The sequence below is a fragment of the Burkholderia glumae LMG 2196 = ATCC 33617 genome (genome assembly GCF_000960995.1).
GTDB classification, from domain to species: Bacteria; Pseudomonadota; Gammaproteobacteria; order Burkholderiales; family Burkholderiaceae; genus Burkholderia; species Burkholderia glumae.
On the sequence record NZ_CP009432.1, the window covers coordinates 95,788 to 112,418 of the forward strand.

The window sequence follows — 16,631 nt, forward strand, 5'->3', positions numbered from 1 at the left end:
GTGTCAAGAAAATCAGTCCTGTACGCGACCGACCTGCGGCGCGCGGAGCTGGCCGTTGCCACCACCGGCGACCTGTCGCGCAAGGCGCTCGACGGCGCGCTCAAGGACGCCTACTTGCTGCGCGTGGACGGTAAGGGCCGGCGCCGGCGCGAAGTGCCAATGCCGGACAGGCTGATGGATCTGCTGCGCGCGCGGCGAGCTACTGGCACTTGAGAGCGCGCCGGCCGACAAGCCGCTCGTGGCGCACCTGGTCGCGGGCGAGGCGCTGCATCCGAACACGATCGGTGCGCTCTTCAAGGGATCTTCACGCGGGTTGCCGAGTGGCTCGCGCCGAGCTACCCGGGCGCCGCGGCCGACCTACAACGCGCGAGCACGCGCTGGCCACACCAAACGTTCGCCAACCAAGGTCTGGACGCCGCTGCCGACATCCGCGACATGCGATCGCTGCTCGGCCACGCGAGCCCGGTCACCGCCACCCACTACGCGAAGGGCGAGTACTAGACCGTCGAGGTGCTCTTCAACGCCGCGCTCGACGGCGCCCGCTGCGGTGCGCGAGGCGGATGTCAACGTCGGACGTAATTTCCCCAGAAGTGTCGAAGTAAAATTCCCCACCCTGTTCGGACGGTGATCAGCCGGCGACGTGATCGAATGGGTTCCTTCGGGGGCGGCCCGGGCGCCGGCGAGCCGGTTCAGCGGGCACGGGGTTCAGGGAAGACGGACGGTTGCGCAGATGGTCCGGCAGCAGATCGGCGTGTTCTCGCAGGCGGTACGATGTGCCTTCGATCTGCACGACGATCGCGTGGTGCAGCAGCCGGTCGAGCAACGCCGCGGCCACCACGCTGTCGCCGAACACGTCACCCCATTCACCGAAGCTGCGGTTGGACGTCAGGATGATCGCGCAGCGCTCGTAGCAGGCGTTGACGAGCTGGAAGAACAGATTGCCGCCGTTGGAGCCGATGGGCAGGTAGCCGATCTCGTCGACGATGAGCAGGCTGTTACGGGCAAGGAAGCGCACGCGCTGCGCCAGGTTGCCTTCCCGTTCGGCCTTGGCCATCGAGTTCACGATCTCGGCCAGAGAGCCGAAGTAGACGCTCTTGCCCGCGCGTACGGCTTCCACGCCCAGCGCAATGGACAGGTGCGATTTGCCCGTGCCGGGCGGCCCCAGGAAGTGAACGGTCTGCCGTCGTTCGATGAACTCGAGTTGCGCAAGCGTCATGATGCGATCGCGATCCAGGCTCGGCTGGAAGCTGAAGTCGTAGCCGGCCAGCGTCTTGATCGTGCCGAGCCGCGCGGTCTGCAGCGCCATCCGGATGCGGCGTGTTTCGCGTGTCGTGAACTCCTCGCCCAGCAACGTTTCCAGCACTTCGAGCATCGAACTGTCGCCTTGCTCGAAGCGGTTCAGGGTGGCATCCAGCGTTTCGAGCGCGCGCGGCATGCGCAGGCCGACGAGATAGCGTCGGATGCGCTCCAGTGTCGAGGCAGGCATGCTGTTCATGCGGTCCTCCCGGCTTCTGCGAGACGTCTTGCGACCTGGTCATAGAACGACAGGGGCCGGCGAGCCACGCTCGCCGTCACCGATGGCACGGGGTGCCGTGCCTGCTGCTTACGCTGGTTTGCACGCCGATGACCGGGCAGCAGCGAGGTTCGTCGTCGGCCTTCTAGCACGGGATGAACCGCCAGCAGTTCACCGTCCTCGTAGATGCGGATCTCGTGCGCCAGACTGTGAACGTCGAGCACGCGCTTGCGCGTACGATCGGGCACGCTGTAGTAATTGCCACCGACCGAGACGAGACCTTCATGGCTCACGCGCCGTTCAAGCCGGATCACGCCGTTGAAGGTGCCGGGCGGCAACGCCTGCAGCGTAGGACGCTCCTCATTGAAGTGCTGAGCGACGACGCGGTGCGTCGTGCCGTGCACGCGGACATTGGCGACCGTGTCGAGCCACTCGCGCAGTTGGCGGTTCAGGTCGGCGAGGTTCTGGAAACGGCGCGCCAGGAAGAAGTCCTGCCGGATGTATCGATACGGGCGCTCGATCTTGCCCTTGGTCTTGGCGCGATACGCCTTGCAGGCCCGCGGCGCGAAGCCGTAGTGCTGCGCAAACGCGACCAGCTTCGCGTTGTAGACGATGTGCCTCTCGACTTCGCTGAGCACGGCAGCCTTCATTCGGTCGTACAGAATCTCACGCGGAGCGCCGCCGAGGTGCTCGAACGCTTCCATGTGGCAGCGCAAGACGGTCTGCAGGTCCTGATGCTCGACGAAGCGTCCCCAGAGATAGCGGCTGTGCCCGAGTACAATCGAGAACAGCCAGATCGAACGCCGCTGGCCGGGCGCGTCGTCGAACTCGACACTGAAGTGCGCGAAGTCCACTTGAGCCTGATGGCCGGCGGGCGTCTCAAAGCGTACCTCGAAGCCGCGCTGGCGGGGCGGCCGGACCTCCCGAACCAGGTCGCCCAGCGCCGTGCGACCGCCCGCGTAACCCATCGCCCGGACCTCACGCAGCAGACGCTCGACGCTCAATTCGGGAAACTCGCGTACGCGTTCGGTGATGTACTGGACGAACGGATCGACCACGCACGGTCGCGGCGTACGTGGACCGTAACGCGGCGCCTGAACGCCATTCCTGATGTATTTGCGAACGGTCTTGCGGTCCATACCCAGTCGAGCGGCGATGGCCGAAATACTCAGCCCTTGCCGATGCAATTCCAGAATCGTCATCACTTCCTCCAGCTCGACCACCGACACCCCCACGACGGATCTCCAGGGCAATATGGTCAGCGATCGACAGGACGGCGCCGCTACCGCGGCGCCGTCAGATAAAAAAACTGGGGAAAATTACTTCGACGAAAGTGGGGAGTATCTATCCGACGCTGACAGCGGATCGGGAGCTCGATGTCGGGCCGCCCGATCGGCCGCCTTCACGCGGGGTACGGTCGACCTGACGTTGCGCATTTCGCCGAAGCGCCCGGGCGGGCGCGGTGAGACGGGGGCCGAGCGCGTTCGCGAGCGCATCGAGCACAATCTGCTCGCCCGGTATCGGCGCACGCCGACGCGCGACGGCTAGACCGCGCTGCAGGGGAAGTTTGCTTCGGCCGACCTGGTTGACTGCTAGATCGATGATCTCATCAGGGCGACCGTACTCGCCGCTGATCTCCACTGCCGGAGATAGAGGCGCGCCGCGGTAAAACGGATAAAGCCGGCGCGCTAACTACCGCAAGCAGCATTTTGTCGAGGCGTCTTAGCCATCGCGTTACTCCGGGGCGGGAAGACGTCGTTCGGAAGGGAACGTGGTTGTACTGTCAGACATAGAAGCGTGAATAGTCCTTCGGATCGAGTGAGTTCGCCGCGGTTTGCACGATGTCGGCAAGGGAACCTTCAGGGGTGGGGGTTCCCGCCTTCATCAGGTCGATGCCGGCAAGCTGCTCACGCACCTCGTCCCAAGAATTTGGAATCTGCGTTTCCTTGCCCTGCCAGATGATATTCTGGTTCATGTCTGCAAAGGGACGGGCCACTTCTTCGTAGCGCTTGAAAGCCGTTTTGTAGTCGCCCCGCGCTTCAGCCAGTTCGCCAGCCAACACATATGCCATGACCATGGCGGCGCTGGTGCCCTGGCCAGTGAATGCGGTCGGACCGGCCGCAGCATCGCCGACGAGCGACACCCGACCCTTGGACCAAGTTGGCATCTTAATCTGCGACGCTGAATCGAAGTAGAAGTCTGAGGCTTTATCCATTTCATCGAGTAGCCGCGGTATCTCCCAAGCCATCTTGTCGCTCATGAGCCTGCGGACCATAGCCTTCTGCTCAGAAATGTCGCGGCTGTCGAACGTCTCGAATTCGCCGGCCATCAGGAAGATTCCGCGAGTCTCGTTATTGTCTCCATATTGCTGGATTCCACCAAAGAAACCGGGGCGCATATGCCAATCCCACTTGCGATAGAGGCCGCGGTAATTGGGAATGGTGAATACGGAGATGTAGCGGTTCCAGAAATGCGCAAACTGCGACTCTTCGCCGAACACTAGGTGACGGACGTTGGAATGAGTTCCGTCAGCGCCGATCACAAGATCGTATCGCTCCTTTTCGCCACTTTCAAATTCGACTTCCATGCCGTCGGTATTCTCGGTGAGCTTGGCGATGGAATTGCCGAATTTAAATGTAACCTTATTTTTTATTTTATTGTAGAGTATTCTGGCAAGATCGTCCCGCAGCACTTCGAGGTCTCCGGCAATGCCGCCACCCGCGCCAAAGTTGCGATCCATGGAGGCAACGAGTTTATCGTCATCGTCATAGAATGCGATTTCCTCCAGTTTGGTATCTGCTGCCTGCAAGTCTTCCAAGATACCCATCTTCTGAGAGATGTGAATGGCGGAACCACGGACGTCGATAGCGTAGCCGCCTGGGCGGATGGTAGGGTGGCGTTCAACTATAGTGGCGTCGAAGCCGTACCGATCGAGCCAATAAGCCAGTGCCGGACCGGCGGCGCTGGCGCCGGAGACCAGAATCTTCTTGTTAGTCAAGGCCGGAGTGTTAAGGTTACTCATTTTATCTCCAATCAGATTGAATTCACCATCTGCAATAGCTGCTTACAGCGGGCGACAAGATCGTCATAACGCATCCAGACAACTGGGAAACTCGTACTGCCAAAGGTATCTATCGTATTCCTGGCGGACCGCGTTCAGTTGCAGCAGTTAGGATATGCTAAGCGGCAGGCGGCGTCATTGCGCAATCCGGCCATCATATAGTTCAATGCGGCATAAGCAGCGAATGATGGAGTATTGTGATGATGAAGTCGTAGATATATGTCTGATTAATTATCTTGATAAGATACTGAATTTGACTATAAACTCGACAGCAAAGATGTGAGAACATGAACTGCAGGAGCTGTCACATTGTTATGGATCTCGGGGTTGCTGGTCCGCACGGAAGGCGCGCAAGGCCGTGCTCTCTACGCGCTCAAGCCTGACCGGAAGGATGTTCAGAACGACATCATGCACTGCCACTGTGGCGCATGGTTGATTTTTAGCGAGGATCGGGTCTTACTCGAGCATCTCCGATCGCAGGCGAGCCAAGAAGGCTTCTATCTCGACGAGGAGCCAGCTTTCACCGTCACCGTGACGTGTCCGGAATGTCTGATGTCCCAAGGCAGAAGAGGATAGGCGAGCTCGAACCGAGGTCGGTGAATTCGACAGCGGCTGGCCACTGATGTCCAGCGGCTGTCTCCCGATTTCTGTCAGGCTTCTATGCTCGGTGCACGACCGCATGCTGCAGTCAAGGCGAGACCTGATCGGCAAGCACGATGCCGCCGATGGCAGCAGACCGTGCGTTTACCATTCGATCGGCAAGGTATCGTGCTGGCGGCTTGCCTACCGCCTTGCGGAACATGGTGACGAACCCGCTGGCATTTTCATAGCCCAACTCCAGCGCCACCGTTTGCACGCTTTCACCTTTGGTCAAGCGTTGGAGTGCAAGGATCACATGCAGTTGCCGGCACCAGCGTCCGAAACTCATGCCGATTTCGTGCATCAGCAGTCGGCTCATGCTTCGTTCGCTCATGCCAATGCGGGTAGCCCAATCACCCTTCGAGGTTTTGTCCGTAGGATCGGTCAACAGCATTTCCGCGAGTCGGCGCAATCGAGGATCGCGCGGCATCGGCAAATGCAGGTCTTCCACCGGCGCCATCGCCAACTCATCCAGCAACACGGCAATCAGCCGGTCTTCCCGGCTCCCCAGCGGGTATAACTCGGGGAAGCAGGCCACCTTCAGAAGCAGTTCGCGCAGCAATGGCGAGACGGAGATCGTACAGCAGGATTTCGGAAGATCCGGTGCGGCGTCAGGCTCCACGAATAGGCAATGACACTCCGTTTCGCCCGATCCGCGTGCCGCATGGGGCAAGTCTCCAGGTATCCATACCGCGCATTGCGGCGGCACGATCCAGACGCCGTCTTCAATTTCGCAGTTGAGAATGCCGCGCACGGAGTAAAGCAGTTGCGCCCGCCGATGCCGATGCTTCGCATGTTCCCAGTCCTTCGTCACCGTCATGGCGCTCAGCGCGACAACGGGCCGGGGGACGTTGTCCACGTCCTTGGACACAATCAAATCGGTGATGGCAATGCTTGACATGATGCGTATCAGACCTCCGGTCAAAGACTAGGCGGTGGCCTAATTGAAAAATATTATGGCTGAATTGTGCAGTGACGTCGAGATATTCCGTCGGTATCGTGTGCTTGACCATGCTGGTCGTTCTGCTTAACGGGCCATTGCGCTTCCGACCTGCAGAGGTATCCCGTTGCCTTGATGAGGTGGGGTTGCCAGCTTTTCCCCTTTAGGTCCCGAAGGAGTATTCGGCATGTTGATTGATGCCTCGAAGTTCCCCGTGGTCTGGATGCGACTGAACTCGCCGGGCACCGACGCCGCCGCCTCGCCTTTCACCGAGTTCGAGGTATTGCTCGCGCGAAAGGAAGTCTTTGTTTTGCTCAACGAAGAGGGTCTTGATAAAGGAAGGCAAGAAGAGCACGAACATCCGCCGGAAGAAATGAAACAAACCTCGCTGTGGATGAAACGCCACAAGAGCGCATTGCGGGCCTTCGTCAGGGCAGGGATTTACATCGAACCGAATACCGCCAAGCGGCTGGCGACCAAGGCATTTGCCCTGATGTATGAGAAATTTTGGGGCTTCCCCATGCTGACGGTTGCGACGAGAGACGAGGCACTGGCTCTGGCGCGGATCTTGTTGCCAGACGCGCAAACGGATGCAGGGTCGCACTAGTCCCGAGAGGGGCGCACGGCTTCTATCCGATCCGGCGACTCCCGGCATGGGTAATGTGTAGAAGTCGCGACCTGATCTGACAGTTACCCGTTCCGACGGTGCGTGACTGTCAGATCAGATTCAGGTGGCTCACTTTCTCCTTCCACACCTCCTTGCCCGCAATGAGCGTCTGCAGAGGCGTGCGACCGCAGCACATCTTACCCTGATGGGTTCGCTCGCCGTTGTAATACGCCAGCCAAGTATCGAGATCGGCCTGTAGTTCCTCGAGCGACAGATACAGTTTGCGGCGGAACGCAACCTGATAAAACTCCTGCAAAATGGTTTTGTGGAACCGCTCGCAGATGCCATTGGTCTGCGGATGTCGCGCCTTGGTTTTGGTGTGCTCGATGTCGTTCAGCGCCAGGTACAGCTGATAATCGTGCGATTCCGGCTTGCCGCAATACTCCGTGCCTCGATCGGTCAGCATGCGGATTGGAGCAGCCCCCTGAAACACCGGACACAGTCACCCACTTACAATAACGGGTAGGCATAAGACCGTGTTTTTGACTCACACCAGGCAGGAAGTGATGGACGTGTTGACGGGCCCGGAGCGTCGGCGGCGCTGGACGGCAGAGCAAAAGCTGGCGATGGTTCGCGAGAGTTTCGAGCCGGGGAAATCGGTTTCGATGGTAGCGCGCCAGCACGGCGTGAATCCGAACCAGCTCTTTCACTGGCGCAAGCTTTACCAGGATGGAAGCCTGTCGGCGGTCAAGGCTGGCGAGGAAGTGGTTCCGGCCTCGGAGCTGGCCGACGCGCTCAAACAGATTCGCGAGCTGCAGCGCATGCTCGGCAAGAAGACGATGGAGAACGAGATTCTTCGCGAGGCTGTCGAATACGGCCGGGCAAAAAAATGGATAGCGCACTCGCCATCGTTGCCGGAGGACAGCCAGTGAAACTGGTCTGCGAAGTCCTCGGCGTGTCGCGCTCGAACGTATCGGCACGCAGGTCACGCGAGGCGACTTGGCGCGACGCACGGCAGTCCAGAGCGACCCACGATGCACCAGTCGTCGAAGCCATTCAGCGGGTGATCAGCGAGCTGCCCAGCTACGGCTATCGACGCGTATGGGGAGCGTTGCGCCGCGAGCGCATTGCAGCGGGACAGGCACCGCTGAACGCCAAGCGCATTTACCGCGTAATGCGCATGCATGGCCTGCTGATGCAACGCAGAGCGACACCGGTTCGGCCGCAGCGCCGTCACGATGGCAAGGTTGCGGTGGAGCGCAGCAATCAACGGTGGTGTTCCGACGGCTTCGAGTTTCGCTGCGACAACGGCGAGCCGTTGCGCGTGACGTTCGCACTCGACTGCTGCGACCGCGAAGCGATGAGCTGGGCGGCCACGACGGCCGGCCATAGCGGCGACATCGTGCGCGACGTGATGCTGGCTGCGGTGGAAAGCCGGTTTGGGGATGTGCTGCATACCGAGTCCGAAATCGAGTGGCTGAGCGACAACGGCTCGGGCTATACGGCCGAGGAGACGCGTCAGTTTGCGGCGCTGCTCGGCCTGAAGCCGTTGACCACGCCGGTGTGCAGCCCGCAGAGCAACGGCATGGCGGAAAGCTTCGTGAAGACCATGAAGCGCGATTACGTCGCTATCATGCCGAAGCCGGACGCAGCGACCGCGGCCAGGAATCTGGCCATCGCATTCGAGCACTACAACGAAAAGCATCCCCATAGCGCGTTGAAGTACCGCTCGCCTCGCGAGTTTCGACGTTCGACGGATTCAGCAACCTAAGTGGGTGCCGTGTCCTGAGTTACGGGGGCAACTCCACGGATCACTGGGCTGGCCCCCTCGAAAGCCGGACACGAGGTAACGCTTAAATGATGAGGTAGTCTTACGCCTATGTTTAAGCCCAGTCACAACGTCGAACCCGTCGAGGTTCTGACCCAGCCCGAGCAACGTCGCCGGCGTTCCGTCGACGAGAAGCTCGCCATCGTGCGCGAGACCTTCGAGCCCGGCGCCACCGTTTCCGGGGTTGCCCGTCGTCATCAGGTCAATGCCAACCAGGTCTTCGCCTGGCGCAAGCTCTATCAGGACGGCAGCCTCTCGGCAGTCAGTGCCGGCGAGCAGGTGGTGCCGGCCTCGGACCTGAACGAGGCCTTGAAGCAGATTCGCGAGTTGCAGCGGCTGCTGGGCAAGAAGACGATGGAAGTGGAAATTCTTCGTGAGGCCGTGGAGTACGGTCGAGCAAAAAAATTGATTGCGCGCTCACCCTTGCTGCCGGGGGACGACCGTTGAAGACGGTCTGCGATGTCCTTGGTGTGTCGCGCTCGAATCTCACGGTCAAGTTGAATCGCACCGCCGAATGGGTCGACCGGCGCAAGACGCCCGCGCTGGACGACATGCCGCTCGTCAACGAACTGCAGGCGTTGGTTGGCGAGTTGCCCACCTACGGCTACCGGCGCGTCTGGGCATTGCTCCGGCGAAGCCGGGACGCGCTGGGCCAGGCGCGTGTCAACGTCAAGCGGGTGTACCGCGTCATGCATCGCCACGGGCTGCTGCTCGAACGCCGACGTCACGCGGCGTCCACGCGTCGACACGAGGGCAAGGTTGCCGTGGACAAAAGCAATGTGCGCTGGTGCTCGGATGGATTCGAATTCCGCTGCGACGACGGCGTGCCGTTGCGCGTGGTCTTCGCGCTCGACTGTTGCGACCGGGAGGCCATGAGCTGGGCCGCGAGCACGGGCGGCTACACCGGCGACATGGTTCGCGACGTGATGCTTCAGGCCGTCGAAAACCGCTTCGCCGGCAAGCTGAAAGCGGACAATGAAATCGAATGGCTGAGCGACAACGGCTCCTGCTACATTGCCGACGAGACGCAGACGTTCTCGAGAGAAATCGGTCTGACGCCGGTTACGACACCGGTCCGGAGTCCGCGGAGCAACGGGATGGCCGAAAGCTTCGTGAAGACGATGAAGCGTGATTACGTGTCGTGGATGCCCAAGCCCGACGCGAGGACGGCACTGCAGAATCTGGCCATCGCTTTCGACCACTACAACGAGTCGCATCCGCACAGCGCCTTGAAATACCACTCGCCACGCGAGTTTCGCCAGCGAGCCAGTTCTCCAACTCAAGCGTGACCGAGTGTCCGGTTATGCGGGGGCAAGTCCAATGCAGCAAACCTTAACCCAGCTCAAGTCCCTGAAGCTCGACGGCATGGCCCGCGCGTTCGAGGAACAAGCGGCGTTGACCGCCAGCACCAGCCTATCGTTCGAAGAGCGCTTCGGCATGGTCGTCGAACGCGAGCTCGCCTGGCGCGATACTCGGCGGCTCGAACGGCTGCTGAAGTCTGCGAAACTCAAGAATCCCCAGGCCTGCATCGAGGACATCGAATACCGGCAGAGTCGCGGCATCGACAAGAGCGTCCGAAACACCGCGACCCTCCGATCCTCAACTTGGCGTCTACGGTCCAACCACCTTTGAGCTGTAGAAGTCGCGACCCGATCTGACAGTTACCCGTTCCGACGGTGCGTGACTGTCAGATCAGATTCAGGTGGCTCACTTTCTCCTTCCACACCTCCTTGCCCGCGATGAGCGTTTGCAAAGGCGTGCGACCACAACACATCTTACCTTGATGCGTTCGCTCGCCGTTGTAGTACATCAGCCAAGTATCGAGATCGACCTGCAGTTCCACCAGCGTCAGATAGAGCTTGTGGCGGAACGCGACCTGATAAAACTCCTGCAGGATGGTTTTATGGAACCGCTCGCAGATGCCATTGGTCTGCGGATGTCGCGCCTTGGTTTTGGTGTGCTCGATGTCGTTCAGCGCCAGGTACAGCTGATAATCGTGCGATTCCGGCTTGCCGCAATACTCCGTGCCTCGATCGGTCAGCATGCGGATCACACCCATGCCGTGCTCCTCGAAGAACGGCAGCACCCGGTCATTGAGCAGATCGGCCGCCGTGATCGGTGTCTTGGTCGTGTACAGCTTGGCCATCGCCACTTTGCTGTAGGTGTCGACGAAGGTCTGCTGGTAAATCCGGCCTACGCCCTTGATCGTGCCCACGTAGAACGTGTCCTGCGAGCCCAGATAGCCGGGGTGAGCGGTTTCGATTTCGCCATGAGCTACATCGTCGTCCTGCTTTCTTTCCAGCGCGGCCACCTGATCGTCGCTCAGCACGATGCCTTTTTCAGCGACCTGCTTCTCCAGCGCCACGAGCCTCAGCTTGAAGGACGACAATTCGTGACGCAGCCAGATCGAACGAACGCCGGATGCAGACACGAAAATACCGCGCCGGCGTAATTCGTTGCTGACCCGAACCTGCCCGTGGGCGGGCTGCTCGATGGCATAGGCCAGCACGGCGATTTCCGTCGCTTCATCGACTCGATTCTTGGGATTCGGCTTGCGCCGATTGCTGTCGAACAGGGCATCGACGCCGCCCTCGGCCACGGCATTCTGATAGCGGTAGAACGTATCGCGCGACAGCCCCATCACCTTGCAGGCCTTCGACACGTTCCCGAGCTCGGTGGCCAGATTCAGCAGACCGATCTTGTGGCGGATGACATTTTGGTTGAGACTACTCACGGGGTTACTCCTTGGCGCTTGCGCGCTGTTTTGATGAAGATTCGCACCTCTATCAAAACGGGTAACCCCGCCTCTTGGCAAGGCCTTACTGTCAGATCAAGTCTGAACTTCTACATTTGAGCTTGTACTGCGACTATTGGTCCGAAGAACGTCGCCGCGACGATAGCGAGATCGGTGATTTTGATTGTCCAGTCCCATGCCACAGTTATCCTCCTAGTGCCCTTGTTTGCTCTTGCCAGCAGCACCGACGCTTTCCCTGGTAGCGGCGCTACGGGCGAGTGCGCCTTTTCTGTTTTCCGTGCTCTAGCTGCCAAGGCACTTGACGACCGCCAGTAGGGTCGCGATTGCCGCGAAAAGGAAGCAAGCCTTCCAGTTGCCGATAATGAGGGGCATCTTCGCTCGTTCATCCGGCGTCATACCTCGCGCTCGCAGCCCAAAGTAGATGAAAGCGACAGCCATTATCACCGGCACCACGACGTCATACGCTGGGCCGAAAACCTGGCTTCCGTATGTCTGTGACATTCCCTGATCCTTTTTGCCCGTTTTCCTTGGCGTTATGCGGTCTGCGGCAGACCGGCTGCACGCATGGTTCCGTTGGTCTCGTCGTGCTTGAGAGGCCGAGCCAGGACCGCTTCGTTAACTTCATTTCCACGAGTGCTATGTGTGAAATCAGCTCTGCTACGAAGTGCCTGTGCATGTGGAACTCCACCGATCAGTGCCGATTCCAGCCTTGAAGCTCGTACTTTTCAATCAGCGCAATCGAGCGCAGCTCTCGTGATCGGCGCGATTCATCGTAGCCCTCACCAGGCACGATTTCCGGCGTGGCCGCACGCGTGGCGTCTTCACGCGCGAGTTGGTCAACAAGCGCGATCAGTTCTTTCAGTTCCCGTTTTGCATCAGTGAACATGATGTGTCCTTCAGTGTCTATTTGCAGCGGCCCAGGTTCGCTTTTCCTGTTTTCCTAGTCGGTCTCAGATCAGAGGGTATCCGCCGCATCCCGAGCGTTGTCCAGCATCTCCGAAGCGATAGCGATGACCTGAGCCTCAGGCGCTGCAGTGCTCGGCGATGGGAATTTATTTTCAATGGACCTTGTTCCGGTCACATCGCCGCTGGCAGCCGTCTCCTCTCGATGCCATTCGGTGACAGCTCTGATTGCATCAGAACGGGTCATATCACCGGCCGCGACAAGGCGTGCCGCACCGGTTGCAATTTCCTCCGCGAGGCGTTCACGGTGTGATTCCTCTTCATCTCGAACACCCTGATTAGATCCATAACCCACTTTTTCTTCTCCTTGACGCCGGCCAAGCCGGCTTGTCCTTGGGTCGGCCAGGCCGACGTTTTCCTACAGTTCGTGGTTCGCGAGCCACATCAGTGCCCCATCGCGTTCGCTACCCGCGAGAGTCGTCCACATGCGGCCTTGTTCATCGACTGCTATGCAGCCGGGTCGCCAATGTTCAGGGTTGCGCAACTGGTTCACCCAGCCTTGGACCTCGCCTTGGAAAAACACCACGACGCCACCCTTACCAACAAGCTCTTCCTGCTCGCGATAGCGACGCGCATCATCAATCATCGTCTTGGCATCCATCGTCGCGTTTTCCTACTGTTTGCTGTCCGCTTCGCCTGCCTTCAGCAGATGCTCGGCCACACGTTCAGCGAACTCCATAAATTGCCGTGCGTCATTGGCACTCGGTTCGTACACTTCGAAGAACTTCGCACCGTCACTCTTACGTTGCACCCAATCACCCCGCAGGCGTGCCGCACAGTCGAGATATCGGAACTGCGGATGCGCCAACACGACGCGAGCAACGTCGGCCGGGAGACGAATCAGGTTCTCGTTCGTAAGGCCGTTGCGGTCGCGCATCGTCGTTTTCCTTACTCGGCAAAGACTTCCTGCAAGGTTCGCAGGGTGTCCAACAACGTCTTATCGGCAACTGCGCCCTCCTTCTTGACCAGGCGCACCTTGTCCACTGCGCGAATCTGATCCAGAAGGATCAAACCATGTTTGCGCTTGAACGTCACGGGAATCCGAAACGGCGCTGGACGCCCCTTGGAAGTCATCGGCGCGACGATGACAGTGCGCAAGTGGTCGTGCATTTCGGGAGGTGAAACGACGACACAGGGGCGCGTCTTTTGAATCTCACTACCAAGCGTCGGATCGAGCGCGACTAACCAGACTTCCCCGCGCATCACCACGCAAGCTCCGCGTCATCGGCATTCGAAAAATCGCCCATGACCAGCGCATCGTCACCGCTCTCGGCCAGAGCCTTGCTTGCTTCCGCCCAACCCTCGCGGGCTTTGTGCTTCGGGCGACGCAGAACAATCGCGTCGTTTTCGACTTCCATTTCCACTTCGCTCTCCAGCCCCAGTTGCGCAAGGACGGGCTTCGGAATCAGCACACCCTGCGAATTACCCATTCTGCGAATCGTCGTTCTCATAGCACCTCCAAAGTAATAACAATGTTACCCCACGCGGTCGCAACAGTCAACACAATGTTATTACACTTTACTTCCCCGGACCCGCGCGCCGCACAGTGCCGCGCGCGGCTTTCATAACACTTCGCAAAACATCTGTCGGAGCCTTTTATCGGACACGTCCAGATACGGCAAAACGTGGTCAAGTTCGGCATGGCCGAGAAGCTGCTGCACAGTCTCGATATCGTGCCCTTGCTCAATGAGGTTACTGGCAAACGAGCGTCGGCCCGAATGGGACGATCCACCGAGTATCCCCGCGTCCCTGTAGAGCTTTGTGATGTGCGATTGAAGGCTGTCACACGCCGAGTAGTCAACCGGCTCCCCAGCCTCGTTGATGCGTCGCTTGGTGTTCATCGCAAACTTTCGGCCCTTGCTTGCCAGGACCAGGCAACTTGACGGCGCGAGTCCGCGATAGTGCTCGGCGGTTAGCTCGATTCCGATCCCGTGCGCAATGCGATGGCCCAGGTAGCACTCCAGAGCCGAAACCGTTTTCGGGTGCGTGAGATAGACGCAGCGCTGCCGACAGCCCTTCGTAATTGCGGCCCTGAGACTGACCTCTGAACGGATAGCGCCCGAAGGGAATAGCACGTCTTGAATCTCGATTTGAGCTATCTCGCTGACGCGCATCCCGCACGTGATGCCTAGCAGGAGAACAAGACTATCGCGCTCAGGATGGCGGGATGTTGCAGACGTGACGGCGAGCAGGTGCCGAATTTGTGCCGGTCGAAGTGTTGCAGCTTGGGCCATGCGTTCCTCTGAATAGGACTCGTTGATGACGTATTCAGAGAGAGATTTGTTCAGGGTCTTTTTCTAGCCTATCACGGCTTGCCGCCTCGATTCCTCGGAAAAACCCACCGGGCGCCGAGCGCCGTCACCAGCGCCACGTCTCGCCGTCGACCACGGCCCACGCCTCGCTCTCCGACACGCAGTCGTGCCGCTCGGCCTCGAGCGCGATCGCGGCAAGCAGATCATCGAGCTCGCGGTCGAACACGTCGGCCGAGACGAACTCCACCTGCAGGACGGTCTGGCAGTCGCCCGCGGGCGTGCGCCGGTAGCGGGCGAGCAGCCCGCGCTCGATGCGCTCGCGCACGCGCTTGGCCGCCGTCTCGCTGTGCCTGCCGGGGCGCTTCGGCGCGATGCGCAACGTGAGCTCGACGCGCACCGCGCGCGAGGGCGGCCGATCGGGCGACCCGACGTCGAGCTATCCCTGCGTCTCGTGCACGGCAGCGGGCGCCGCAGCAGGTGCGGCGCCCGCCCCCTTGAGCGCGGCATTGAAGAATGCATCGACGGTCTGGTACTGGCGCGCGGCATCGCCCTTCGCGTAGTGGGTGGTGGTGGCCAGGCTCGCGTGGCCGAGCAGCGCCTGCATGTCGCGGATGTCGGCGCCGGCGTCCAGGCCGTGGTTGGCGAACGTGTGGCGCAGCCAGTGCGTGCTCCCGCGTTGCAGGTCGGCCGCGGCGCCCGGGTAGCTCGGCGCGAGCCGCTCGGCCGCGCGCGCGAAAATCCCCTTGAAGAGCGCGCCGATCGTGTTCGGATGCAGCGCCGCGCCCGTCACCAGGTGCGCCACGAGCGGCGTGTCGGCCGGCGCCGTCTCGAGCGAGAGGGGCTCGGCGCGCGCGCGCAGCTCGGCGCGCAGCAGATTCATGAGCCGGGCCGGCATCGGCACCTCGCGCCGGCGCCGGCCCTTGCCGTCCACGCGCAGCACGTAGGCGTCCTCGAGCGCGCCGTCGAGCGCCTTGCGCGACAGGTCGCCGGTGGTGGCCGCGGCCAGCTCCGCGCGCCGCAGGCCCGTCGCATAGGCGAGCAGCAGCACGAAGGCGTCGCGCTGCCGCCGAATCCGGTCGGCGCGCGCGGCGTCGCTCCGGTCCGGCTCGGCGCCGAGCACGGGCTCCGGTTGCCAGACGGTCTGCAGCACGTAGCGCCATTGGGCGTGCGTGAGCGTGCGCCCAGCCGTGTCGATCGGCACGGGCGCCGCGGCCGCGAGCCCTTCGAACGGGTTCACGCGCAGGTATTGCTGACGCACGAGCCAGGCGCCCATCGCGGTCAGGATGCGCCGTGCGGTGTCGCGGCTGCGCGCCGAGAGCGGCCCCGCGAACGGCCGCCAGGCAAGGTCGAACCGCTCCACCCCGCCCCGCCCGATCCAGCGCTCGGCCGGCTGCGGGTTGGCGAGGAACTGCTCCAGGTACTCGGCCACGTCGAGCGTGTTGAGCGACGAGAGCGGCTTGCCCTTGGCGACGATGGCCCACAGCAGCAGCCGCTCGGCCTCGCGCCGGTAGGCCCGCTGCGTCTGCGCGCTGCGCGCGCCGCGGATCGCGATCCAGGCGTTGACCGCCTGCAGGTCGGTGTTCATCTCGGCCTGGTGCGCGGGCACGGGCGCGCGGTTCAGGCCCGCCGAGCCGTCGAGCGCAGCCGGCACGCGCAGTGCCTCGAGCGGCACCACTTCTGCGCCCGCGCGCGCGAGCGGCCGCAGGGCCGCGTCGCCGGGCGCGAGCTGCCGGCGCGGCACGAGCGCGAGCCGCGACAGCGAGCCGAGCGTGCCGGCGTGCTGGTCGAGGAAGTCGGTGATGCGCCGCGCGCCGGTGGCCCCGAGCCGCGGCACGGCCGTGTACCAGCGCTGGCGCCGGCGGCGGATCAGCGCCAGCAGGGCGTCGAAGGTGGTGATGCCGACGGCGGCCAGGCGCGCGACCACGGCCGCGTCGAACCAGCCCTTGAGCGTGTGGTCGGGGCGCGGGGCTTCGACGACCGCCGCTTCCATGCGGGCGAGCGCCGCGTCCTGCCGTTCGCGCAGACGCCGATTGCGCGCGACCTTCCGGTCGATCGCGGGCGAGCTCGCCGGCG

18 protein-coding genes and 2 pseudogenes are annotated in these 16,631 nt (G+C 61.5%); 5 read left to right on the forward strand and 15 right to left on the reverse strand.

The window, feature by feature from the left end; genetic code table 11:
- Positions 1–213, forward strand: coding sequence for a hypothetical protein (locus tag KS03_RS32515; RefSeq protein WP_017424862.1), 213 nt, complete (start codon positions 1–3; stop codon positions 211–213).
- Positions 214–628: 415 nt separating this feature from the next.
- Here KS03_RS32515 and istB read toward each other — a convergent pair whose 3' ends face one another.
- From istB to KS03_RS00530, 4 genes are all read right to left on the reverse strand, one after another.
- Entirely contained in the window at positions 629–1,495 is an 867-nt protein-coding gene (istB, locus tag KS03_RS00505) for an IS21-like element ISBcen28 family helper ATPase IstB (protein WP_012732871.1), read from the reverse strand.
- Positions 1,492–2,748, reverse strand: a complete 1,257-nt coding sequence (istA, locus tag KS03_RS00510; protein WP_017432522.1) for an IS21 family transposase — start codon at positions 2,746–2,748, stop codon at positions 1,492–1,494. The genes istB and istA overlap by 4 nt, the downstream gene beginning before the upstream one ends.
- 548 nt (positions 2,749–3,296) lie before the next feature.
- A complete protein-coding gene (locus KS03_RS00520) occupies positions 3,297–4,535 on the reverse strand; it encodes an FAD-dependent monooxygenase (protein ID WP_045678675.1) in 1,239 nt (412 codons plus the stop codon).
- A 727-nt stretch (positions 4,536–5,262) separates the two neighbouring features.
- A complete protein-coding gene (locus KS03_RS00530; RefSeq protein WP_012734056.1) occupies positions 5,263–6,114 on the reverse strand; it encodes an AraC family transcriptional regulator in 852 nt (283 codons plus the stop codon).
- A gap of 226 nt (positions 6,115–6,340) precedes the next feature.
- Between KS03_RS00530 and KS03_RS00535 the strand changes: the two genes are divergently transcribed.
- A complete protein-coding gene (locus KS03_RS00535; RefSeq protein ID WP_012734057.1) occupies positions 6,341–6,760 on the forward strand; it encodes a hypothetical protein in 420 nt (139 codons plus the stop codon).
- 109 nt (positions 6,761–6,869) lie between these two features.
- Here KS03_RS00535 and KS03_RS00540 read toward each other — a convergent pair.
- Positions 6,870–7,229 (reverse strand): annotated as a pseudogene (locus KS03_RS00540) (integrase core domain-containing protein); the annotation flags it as partial.
- Positions 7,230–7,326: 97 nt separating this feature from the next.
- Between KS03_RS00540 and KS03_RS00550 the strand changes: the two are divergent.
- The 3 genes and pseudogenes from KS03_RS00550 to KS03_RS00565 form a co-directional block, all read left to right on the forward strand.
- Positions 7,327–8,531 (forward strand): IS3-like element IS1417 family transposase gene (locus KS03_RS00550; RefSeq protein WP_085962358.1). Its coding sequence is split into 2 segments (ribosomal slippage): positions 7,327–7,642 and positions 7,642–8,531, totalling 1,206 coding nucleotides; the frame shifts between segments, so codons are not numbered across the junction.
- Between the two features lie 108 nt (positions 8,532–8,639).
- A protein-coding gene (locus tag KS03_RS00560; RefSeq protein ID WP_085962446.1) for an IS3 family transposase occupies positions 8,640–9,877 on the forward strand; the annotation gives its coding sequence in 2 pieces (ribosomal slippage) (positions 8,640–8,994 and positions 8,994–9,877; 1,239 coding nt in all).
- 31 nt (positions 9,878–9,908) lie between these two features.
- A pseudogene (locus KS03_RS00565) lies at positions 9,909–10,217 on the forward strand (ATP-binding protein); the annotation flags it as partial.
- 58 nt (positions 10,218–10,275) lie between these two features.
- Here the strand turns inward: KS03_RS00565 and KS03_RS00570 are convergent.
- The 10 genes from KS03_RS00570 to KS03_RS00610 all read right to left on the reverse strand — a co-directional run bounded on the left by KS03_RS00570 (position 10,276) and on the right by KS03_RS00610 (position 16,548).
- A complete protein-coding gene (locus KS03_RS00570) occupies positions 10,276–11,322 on the reverse strand; it encodes an IS481 family transposase (RefSeq protein WP_012734061.1) in 1,047 nt (348 codons plus the stop codon).
- Positions 11,323–12,034: 712 nt separating this feature from the next.
- Complete coding sequence (locus KS03_RS30715) at positions 12,035–12,229, reverse strand: hypothetical protein (protein ID WP_124837731.1); 195 nt, start codon at positions 12,227–12,229, stop codon at positions 12,035–12,037.
- Between the two features lie 69 nt (positions 12,230–12,298).
- Positions 12,299–12,601, reverse strand: a complete 303-nt coding sequence (locus KS03_RS30720) for a hypothetical protein (protein ID WP_127913981.1) — start codon at positions 12,599–12,601, stop codon at positions 12,299–12,301.
- A gap of 63 nt (positions 12,602–12,664) precedes the next feature.
- Positions 12,665–12,907 carry a hypothetical protein gene (locus tag KS03_RS00580; RefSeq protein ID WP_012734062.1) on the reverse strand — a complete coding sequence of 81 codons (243 nt, stop codon included), beginning with the start codon at positions 12,905–12,907 and terminating at the stop codon, positions 12,665–12,667.
- A gap of 12 nt (positions 12,908–12,919) precedes the next feature.
- On the reverse strand, positions 12,920–13,183 hold the full coding sequence (locus tag KS03_RS00585) for a hypothetical protein (RefSeq protein ID WP_017433216.1): 264 nt from the start codon (positions 13,181–13,183) through the stop codon (positions 12,920–12,922).
- 11 nt (positions 13,184–13,194) lie between these two features.
- Positions 13,195–13,515 carry a type II toxin-antitoxin system PemK/MazF family toxin gene (locus KS03_RS00590; protein ID WP_012734063.1) on the reverse strand — a complete coding sequence of 107 codons (321 nt, stop codon included), beginning with the start codon at positions 13,513–13,515 and terminating at the stop codon, positions 13,195–13,197.
- Positions 13,509–13,757 carry an AbrB/MazE/SpoVT family DNA-binding domain-containing protein gene (locus KS03_RS00595; protein WP_012734064.1) on the reverse strand — a complete coding sequence of 83 codons (249 nt, stop codon included), beginning with the start codon at positions 13,755–13,757 and terminating at the stop codon, positions 13,509–13,511. Before KS03_RS00595 ends, KS03_RS00590 begins: the two co-directional genes overlap by 7 nt.
- Before the next feature lie 111 nt (positions 13,758–13,868).
- Positions 13,869–14,540 (reverse strand): tyrosine-type recombinase/integrase, encoded by a 672-nt coding sequence (locus KS03_RS00600; RefSeq protein ID WP_012734065.1) that lies wholly within the window; start codon positions 14,538–14,540, stop codon positions 13,869–13,871.
- Positions 14,541–14,664: 124 nt separating this feature from the next.
- Complete coding sequence (locus tag KS03_RS00605; RefSeq protein WP_017425259.1) at positions 14,665–14,955, reverse strand: hypothetical protein; 291 nt, start codon at positions 14,953–14,955, stop codon at positions 14,665–14,667.
- 39 nt (positions 14,956–14,994) lie between these two features.
- Positions 14,995–16,548 carry a phage integrase family protein gene (locus tag KS03_RS00610; protein ID WP_102952664.1) on the reverse strand — a complete coding sequence of 518 codons (1,554 nt, stop codon included), beginning with the start codon at positions 16,546–16,548 and terminating at the stop codon, positions 14,995–14,997.
- Positions 16,549–16,631 lie beyond the last annotated feature (83 nt).

What these genes read in the sequence shown, in the direction of transcription:
- KS03_RS30715 (WP_124837731.1), bottom strand. Translation starts at nt 12,229, where the DNA reads ATGTTCACTGATGCAAAACGGGAACTGAAAGAACTGATCGCGCTTGTT.
- KS03_RS00520 (WP_045678675.1), bottom strand. Translation starts at nt 4,535, where the DNA reads ATGAGTAACCTTAACACTCCGGCCTTGACTAACAAGAAGATTCTGGTC.
- KS03_RS00610 (WP_102952664.1), bottom strand. Translation starts at nt 16,548, where the DNA reads ATGGAAGCGGCGGTCGTCGAAGCCCCGCGCCCCGACCACACGCTCAAG.
- KS03_RS00530 (WP_012734056.1), bottom strand. Translation starts at nt 6,114, where the DNA reads ATGTCAAGCATTGCCATCACCGATTTGATTGTGTCCAAGGACGTGGAC.
- KS03_RS00535 (WP_012734057.1), top strand. Translation starts at nt 6,341, where the DNA reads ATGTTGATTGATGCCTCGAAGTTCCCCGTGGTCTGGATGCGACTGAAC.
- KS03_RS00600 (WP_012734065.1), bottom strand. Translation starts at nt 14,540, where the DNA reads ATGGCCCAAGCTGCAACACTTCGACCGGCACAAATTCGGCACCTGCTC.
- KS03_RS00585 (WP_017433216.1), bottom strand. Translation starts at nt 13,183, where the DNA reads ATGCGCGACCGCAACGGCCTTACGAACGAGAACCTGATTCGTCTCCCG.
- KS03_RS00595 (WP_012734064.1), bottom strand. Translation starts at nt 13,757, where the DNA reads ATGAGAACGACGATTCGCAGAATGGGTAATTCGCAGGGTGTGCTGATT.
- KS03_RS00580 (WP_012734062.1), bottom strand. Translation starts at nt 12,907, where the DNA reads ATGGATGCCAAGACGATGATTGATGATGCGCGTCGCTATCGCGAGCAG.
- istB (WP_012732871.1), bottom strand. Translation starts at nt 1,495, where the DNA reads ATGAACAGCATGCCTGCCTCGACACTGGAGCGCATCCGACGCTATCTC.